At 73.5% G+C, this 5,973-nt stretch carries 6 protein-coding genes, 2 tRNA genes and 2 pseudogenes; 8 read left to right on the forward strand and 2 right to left on the reverse strand.

The genetic code is table 11. The features are described from left to right. From ACXJKG_RS18720 to ACXJKG_RS18740, 5 genes and pseudogenes are all read left to right on the forward strand, one after another. Nucleotides 1–209: pseudogene (locus tag ACXJKG_RS18720) on the forward strand (hypothetical protein); the annotation flags it as partial. Nucleotide 210: 1 nt separating this feature from the next. Beyond that, nucleotides 211–1,458, forward strand: coding sequence for an AAA family ATPase (locus ACXJKG_RS18725; RefSeq protein WP_456847248.1), 1,248 nt, complete (start codon nt 211–213; stop codon nt 1,456–1,458). A 36-nt stretch (nt 1,459–1,494) separates the two neighbouring features. Then, on the forward strand, nt 1,495–1,950 hold the full coding sequence (locus ACXJKG_RS18730) for a DUF6912 family protein (RefSeq protein WP_456847249.1): 456 nt from the start codon (nt 1,495–1,497) through the stop codon (nt 1,948–1,950). Nucleotides 1,951–2,109: 159 nt separating this feature from the next. Beyond that, nucleotides 2,110–2,181: transfer RNA gene (locus ACXJKG_RS18735), tRNA-Gln, on the forward strand. Between the two features lie 85 nt (nt 2,182–2,266). After that, nucleotides 2,267–2,339, forward strand: a tRNA-Glu gene (locus ACXJKG_RS18740). A 51-nt stretch (nt 2,340–2,390) separates the two neighbouring features. On the opposite strand, the gene ACXJKG_RS18745 is transcribed toward ACXJKG_RS18740, so the two are convergent. Further along, nucleotides 2,391–2,621 (reverse strand): hypothetical protein, encoded by a 231-nt coding sequence (locus ACXJKG_RS18745; protein WP_456847250.1) that lies wholly within the window; start codon nt 2,619–2,621, stop codon nt 2,391–2,393. Next, nucleotides 2,621–3,340: an IclR family transcriptional regulator gene (locus ACXJKG_RS18750; RefSeq protein ID WP_028046824.1), complete on the reverse strand. Its 720-nt coding sequence runs from the start codon at nt 3,338–3,340 to the stop codon at nt 2,621–2,623. Before ACXJKG_RS18750 ends, ACXJKG_RS18745 begins: the two co-directional genes overlap by 1 nt. A gap of 106 nt (nt 3,341–3,446) precedes the next feature. On the opposite strand from ACXJKG_RS18750, the gene leuC reads away from it, so the two are divergent. From leuC to ACXJKG_RS18765, 3 genes and pseudogenes are all read left to right on the forward strand, one after another. Next, nucleotides 3,447–4,901, forward strand: a complete 1,455-nt coding sequence (gene leuC, locus ACXJKG_RS18755) for a 3-isopropylmalate dehydratase large subunit (protein ID WP_456847251.1) — start codon at nt 3,447–3,449, stop codon at nt 4,899–4,901. Between the two features lie 35 nt (nt 4,902–4,936). Then, nucleotides 4,937–5,530, forward strand: a pseudogene (gene leuD, locus ACXJKG_RS18760) (3-isopropylmalate dehydratase small subunit); the annotation flags it as partial. Nucleotides 5,531–5,708: 178 nt separating this feature from the next. After that, on the forward strand, nt 5,709–5,973 hold a 265-nt coding region (locus tag ACXJKG_RS18765; RefSeq protein WP_456847252.1), incomplete at its 3' end, for an HU family DNA-binding protein.

Here is a 5,973-nt window from a genome sequence, read left to right on the forward strand (position 1 = left end):
CGGACGACGACGCGGCGCCGGGGGAGCCCCGGCAGCTGGCCGGCGGGCTCACGGTGGCGGAGGTGTCGACGCCCACCGGGGCGTTCCGGGCCTCGGGCGGGAGCTCGGTCCAGGTGCTGGTCCCCACGGACGTCCTGCCGGTGATCCTGACCGCCCTCGCCGCCGACGGCACCGTCGACGTGGTGCCCGTCCCGGGTACGGGAGGCTGACGTGACGTTCGGGGTGCTGTGCGCCGTGCAGGGCCCGGCCGAGTCGATCATCGTGCAGGCCGTCGAGCGGACCGGAGGCCGGCTGAGCGTGACCCGCCGCTGCGCCGACCTCACCGAGCTGCTCGCGGCGGCCGAGGCCGGGCTCGGCAGGCTGGCGGTGGTCTCGGGGGACCTCGACCTCCTCGACCGCGAGGCCGTCGAGCTCCTGCACCGTTCGGGGGTCCGCGTGGTCGGGATCGGCGACGCGGCACGCCCGTGGCTCGGCGAGCGGCTCGCTGCGCTGGGCGCCGATGTCGTGGCCGTGGCGCCGCACGACGACGACTCTGCCCAGGCGATGCTGCGCGACGCGCTCGCGGTCCTCGGCAGCGCGCCCGACGACGGGACACCGGCACCGGCGTTCCCCGACGAGCAGACCGTCCGACGTCCCGCATGCGGGCTGGTCGTGGCGGTGTGGGGTCCGACGGGCGCGCCGGGCCGGACGACCGTCGCGGTGAACCTGGCCGCCGAGCTGGCGGCCGCGGGTCGCCGGACGCTGCTGGTCGACGCCGACACGTACGGCGGGTGCGTCGCGCAGGTGGTCGGCATGCTCGACGAGGCACCGGGCCTCGCGGCGGCGGCCCGCGCGGCGGGTCAGGGGACGCTCGACCTGACCACGCTGGCCCGGCTGACCCCGACGATCGCCTCCGACCTGCGGGTGCTCTCGGGCATCTCGCGGGCGGACCGCTGGCCCGAGCTCCCGTCGTCGTCGCTCGACGCGGTCTGGTCGGTCGCGCGCGGGCTCGCGCAGTGGACGGTGGTCGACTGCGGCTTCTGCCTCGAGCAGGACGAGGTGCTGAGCTACGACACGAGGGCTCCGCGCCGCAACGCGGCCACGCTGAGCGCCCTCGAAGCCGCGGACGTCGTCGTGGTGGTCGGCGCGGCGGACCCGGTGGGGATCCAGCGGCTCGTGCGGGGTCTGGGGGAGCTGTCCGACCTCGGGCTCGGCGGGACGCGGCTGGTGCTGGTCAACCGCGTCCGGGCGACCGTCGCGGGTCCCAAGCCGGCCGAGGCCGTGGGTCGGGCCCTCGCGCGGTACGCGGGGGTCACGGACGCGCTCCTCGTGCCCGAGGACCGCGCGGCCGTGGACACGGCGCTGCTCGAGGCGCGCACGCTGCGTGAGGTCGCACCGGGGTCGCCCGTCCGCCGTGCGCTTGCCGGCGTGGCAGCCCGCGTCGACGCGCTCCTGGTGGGGGAGCCCGCGCGCGTCTGACCGGCCGGGCGACGTCGCGGGCGGCACACTGGCCACGTGCGCATCTATCTCCCGGCCTCGCTGGACCAGCTCGACCCCGCCGCAGGACCGCTGTCGGCGCGCCGCGCGCACGCCGTGACGCCGGCCCTGCGCGCGCTGTTCCCCGATGAGGACGACGAGGGTCTGGAGTTCGCGGCGCAGCTCGCGGCGGCCGACGACTCGCTCGAGCACCTCGCGACGCATCGGGACGCGCCGCAGCTGCGCCTGGTCGTGTCCGTCGACGTCGCGGACTCGGACATCGAGCCGGTGACCGACGACGAGGACGTGCCGAGCGCGATCGAGCTGGTGCGGTCGGTCGAGCAGTCCGACGTCATCTGCGTGCAYGTCGACGAGCCGGGTGCGGCGTCCGACGTCGTGCTCGCGGCCGGTGGGGACGAGGCCGCCGTCGACCGCCTCGACGAGCGTGACCTGCTCTGGTACGACGCATCCGAGCTGGCGGGCATCCCGCGCTGATCCGGTCCGTCCGTGGCCTTCGTCACGAACGGGCCCCAGCGGCGGAGCCAGTTGGACCCGGCCCCGACGCTCGGGTAGTGTTCACCGCCGGTACGACGTCCGGATGCACGAAGGTCCGCCCCGCCAGGCGACTCTCGAGCTCCGGGGGTCATACCCCCATGGGGTATGGTGTAATTGGCAGCACGACTGATTCTGGTTCAGTTAGTCTAGGTTCGAGTCCTGGTACCCCAGCGCGAGCACCGCTGGTCCGACCTCCTCGGAGGATCGGGTAGAGTGTTCACTCGCAAGCGAGGCCCCCGGGCCTCGCAGCGTATAGGCCCCCGTTGTGTAGCGGCCTAGCACGCCGCCCTCTCACGGCGGTAGCGCCGGTTCGAATCCGGTCGGGGGTACGTACACGAAGGCCCGGTCACCACGGTGACCGGGCCTTCTGCGTTCCTGGATCAGTGCTGCCCGGGCGGGCCGTGGCTCGACGTCGGCAGCACGGCGACGACGATCGAGCCGATCACCGCCGCGAGGGCGCCGATGAAGAGGCCGTTGATGACGGCGTCGACCGCGCTGCCCCCGCCCAGCAGGGCGAGGACCGCGCCGACGACGAGCCCGACGACGAAGCAGATGACGGCCACGCGACGGCGCAGGCGGCGTCGCGCGGCGGCGGCACCCCGCACGGCCATCAGTCGGCCGTGCGGCGCAGGACCTCGGTCAGCCGGTTGGCCGCCGAGACGACCGCGGCGGCGTGCAGCCGGCCCGGCTGCCGGGAGAGCCGCTCGAGCGGTCCGGACACGGACACGGCGGCGACGATCCGGCCCGACGGCCCGCGCACGGGGGCGGACACCGACGCGACGCCGACCTCGCGCTCCGAGACCGACTGCGCCCAGCCGCGGCGACGGACGCCGGAGAGGATCGTGGCCGTGAACTTGGCGCCCTGCAGGCCGCGGTGCAGGCGGTCCGGCTCCTCCCACGCGAGCAGGATCTGCGCCGCGGAGCCCGCATGCATCGTCAGCGTGGCGCCGACCGGGATCGAGTCGCGCAGGCCGATGGGCCGCTCGGCCGCGGCGACGCAGATGCGCTGGTCGCCCTGGCGCCGGTACAGCTGCGCGCTCTCGCCGGTGTGGTCGCGCAGCGCGGCCAGCACGGGGCCGGCGGCGGCGAGCAGGCGGTCCTCGCCGGCGGCCGTCGCGAGCTCCGAGAGGCGTGGTCCGAGCACGAACCGACCCTGCATGTCGCGGGCGACCAGTCGGTGGTGCTCGAGCGCCACGGCCAGCCGGTGGGCCGTCGGGCGAGCAAGATGGGTGGCGGTGACGAGCTGTGCGAGGGTGGCCGGTCCCGCCTCGAGAGCGCTGAGAACGGACGCGGCCTTGTCCAGCACGCCGACTCCGCTAGAGTTGTCCATAGGTCGATATTGGCGTCTCGAAGGCTGAGATGCAAGTACGACGGCAGACGAGCCGGGAAAACCACACTCCTGGCCGAGAGAACGAACGAGAGAACGGACCGAGAAGATGGCCGGCACGTTGGCGGAGAAGGTCTGGGACGCGCACGTCGTGCGACGGGGCACGGACGGCGCCCCTGACCTCCTCTACATCGACCTCCACCTCGTGCACGAGGTGACGAGCCCGCAGGCGTTCGAGGGCCTGCGCCTCGCGGGTCGCCCGGTCCGCCGCCCGGACCTGACGCTGGCGACCGAGGACCACAACACCCCCACGCTCGACATCGACCGGCCGATCGCCGACGAGACGAGCCGCACGCAGATCCAGACGCTGCGCAACAACGCCGCCGAGTTCGGCGTCCGCATCCACTCGCTCGGCGACGCCGACCAGGGGATCGTCCACCAGGTGGGACCGCAGCTGGGCCTGACGCAGCCGGGCCTGACCGTCGTCTGCGGCGACTCGCACACCTCGACGCACGGCGCGTTCGGCGCCCTCGCGTTCGGCATCGGCACCAGCGAGGTCGAGCACGTGCTGGCCACGCAGACGCTGCCGCTGGCCCCGTTCAAGACGATGGCCATCACGGTCGACGGCGAGCTGCCCGCGGGCGCCACCAGCAAGGACATCATCCTGGCGATCATCGCCAAGATCGGCACCGGCGGTGGTCAGGGCTACGTGCTCGAGTACCGCGGCGAGGCCATCCGCGCGCTGTCGATGGAAGSCCGCATGACSGTCTGCAACATGTCGATCGAGGCCGGCGCCCGCGCGGGCATGATCGCGCCCGACCAGACCACGTTCGACTACCTCCAGGGCCGCCCGCACGCGCCGGAGGGTGCCGACTGGGACGCCGCGGTGGCGTACTGGAGCACGCTGAGGACCGACGACGACGCCGAGTTCGACGTCGAGGTCGTGCTCAAGGCGGAGGACCTCGAGCCGTTCGTCACGTGGGGCACCAACCCGGGGCAGGGCCTGCCGCTGTCGGGCTCGGTACCGGTGCCGGAGGAGATCGCCGACGCCGACGAGCGCGGCGCCGCCGAGCGGGCCATCGAGTACATGGGCCTGACGCCCGGCCAGCCGCTGCGCGAGATCAAGGTCGACACGGTCTTCATCGGCTCGTGCACCAACGGCCGCATCGAGGACCTGCGCTCCGTCGCCAAGGTCGTCCAGGGCAAGCACAAGGCCGAGGACGTCCGCGTCCTGGTGGTGCCCGCGTCGGCTCGCGTGCGCCTGCAGGCCGAGGCCGAGGGGCTCGACAAGATCTTCCTCGACTTCGGTGCGGAGTGGCGCAACGCCGGCTGCTCCATGTGTCTGGGCATGAACCCCGACCAGCTCGCCCCGGGGGAGCGCTCGGCGTCGACGTCGAACCGCAACTTCGAGGGTCGACAGGGCAAGGGCGGCCGCACGCACCTGGTCTCGCCGCTCGTCGCGGCCGCGACCGCTATCCGCGGCACGCTCTCGTCGTACGCCGACCTCGCCACGGGGGCACCCACTCCCGACGGCAGCCCCCTCACCGACCTCCAGACGGTCTGACCGCGGAACTCGGGAACCGAGAAAGAGACACAGCCATGGAGAAGTTCAGCCAGCACACCGGCGTCGGCGTCCCGCTGCGGCGCAGCAACGTGGACACCGACCAGATCATCCCGGCCGTCTACCTCAAGCGCGTGACGCGCACGGGGTTCGAGGACGCGCTGTTCGCCGCCTGGCGCGGTGACCCGGCGTTCATCCTCAACCAGGACGCCTACAGGTCCGGCTCGGTGCTCGTCGCCGGTCCCGACTTCGGCACCGGCTCGTCGCGCGAGCACGCCGTCTGGGCGCTCAAGGACTACGGCTTCAAGGTCGTCATCTCGAACCGCTTCGCGGACATCTTCCGCGGCAACTCCGGCAAGCAGGGGCTGCTCGCGGCCCAGGCGTCGCAGGAGGACATCGAGCTGATCTGGAAGATCCTCGAGACCCGTCCGGGCACCGAGGTCACGGTCGACCTCGAGTCGAAGACGATCACGTGCGACGACGTCGTGGTGCCGTTCCAGGTCGACGACTACACGCGCTGGCGCCTGATGGAGGGTCTCGACGACATCGGGCTCACGCTCGAGCACGCCGACGAGATCTCGGACTTCGAGGCCCGTCGCGAGGCGTGGCGTCCGGCGACGCTGCCGGCCAAGCACCTGCCGCCCGTCGAGATCGTGGCCGCCCGGCCGGCCGGCGTGCCGGTCGAGATCGGCCGCCGCCCCTTGACGTCGGTCCGGCGGGTCTCCTCGCAGGGGACCCGCCGGACGGCCGCAGTCGATACCGTGTCTGCGGGCCACGGCGCACCGGAGCGCCGGCCGAGAGAGGACGACCATGCCGGGCAAGTCGCAGATCGCTGACCGGATCGCCGCTCGGGGGGCGACCAAGACCGCCGCGCTCGCCGCCGTCGAGGCGGTGCTCGACGAGATCACGTCGGCCCTCGCCGCCGGGGAGCGGGTGACGCTGACCGGGTTCGGCACGTTCGAGGCCGCCGGCCGCGCGGCCCGCACGGCACGCAACCCCCGCACGGGGGAGACGCTCGAGGTGGCGGCGACGACCGTCGCCCGGTTCCACCCCGGCGCCGGCCTGCGGGCACGGG

The organism is Cellulomonas sp. P5_C6, assembly GCF_054049635.1.